This window comes from Clostridium sp. 'White wine YQ' (genome assembly GCF_028728205.1).
In the GTDB taxonomy this organism is placed as follows: domain Bacteria; phylum Bacillota; class Clostridia; order Clostridiales; family Clostridiaceae; genus Clostridium_T.
Genome location: NZ_JAQYUU010000002.1, coordinates 1 through 381, shown reverse-complemented (window position 1 = coordinate 381; position 381 = coordinate 1). Strand labels below are relative to the sequence as shown.

Annotated in this window: 1 tRNA gene; it reads left to right on the top strand. The window is 31.8% G+C overall.

Features of this window, described 5'->3' with window-relative positions:
• Window positions 1–117 precede the first annotated feature (117 nt).
• A tRNA-Glu gene (locus PTZ02_RS12155) sits at window positions 118–192 on the top strand.
• The last annotated feature ends 189 nt before the right edge of the window (window positions 193–381 follow it).

Genomic DNA, 381 nt, shown 5'->3' with positions numbered 1-381 from the left:
GGAGAGGTTAAATGCATGTTATGCATTTAACGGATAATTTAGCAAAACTTGTTTTGTGTTAAAAATTATCCAGTGGCGAAGCGAAATCGCCAATTAGTTATTTTTAAAATTAAATATGGCCCCTTGGTCAAGCGGTCAAGACACCACCCTCTCACGGTGGTAACAGGGGTTCGATTCCCCTAGGGGTCACCAAAGACTTCATGTGCTATTGCATATGAAGTTTTTTTACTCTTTAGGAATTATAATATTTCAATTATTAGGATAATTTTGTAAGATTGTATTATGATTTAAAGATTTACTATAGGGTTTTAAGTTTAAATAATAACTTATTATGCATGAATAAATTAAGTTTCCTATAGAAAAACTATAGATTCCCCTAAT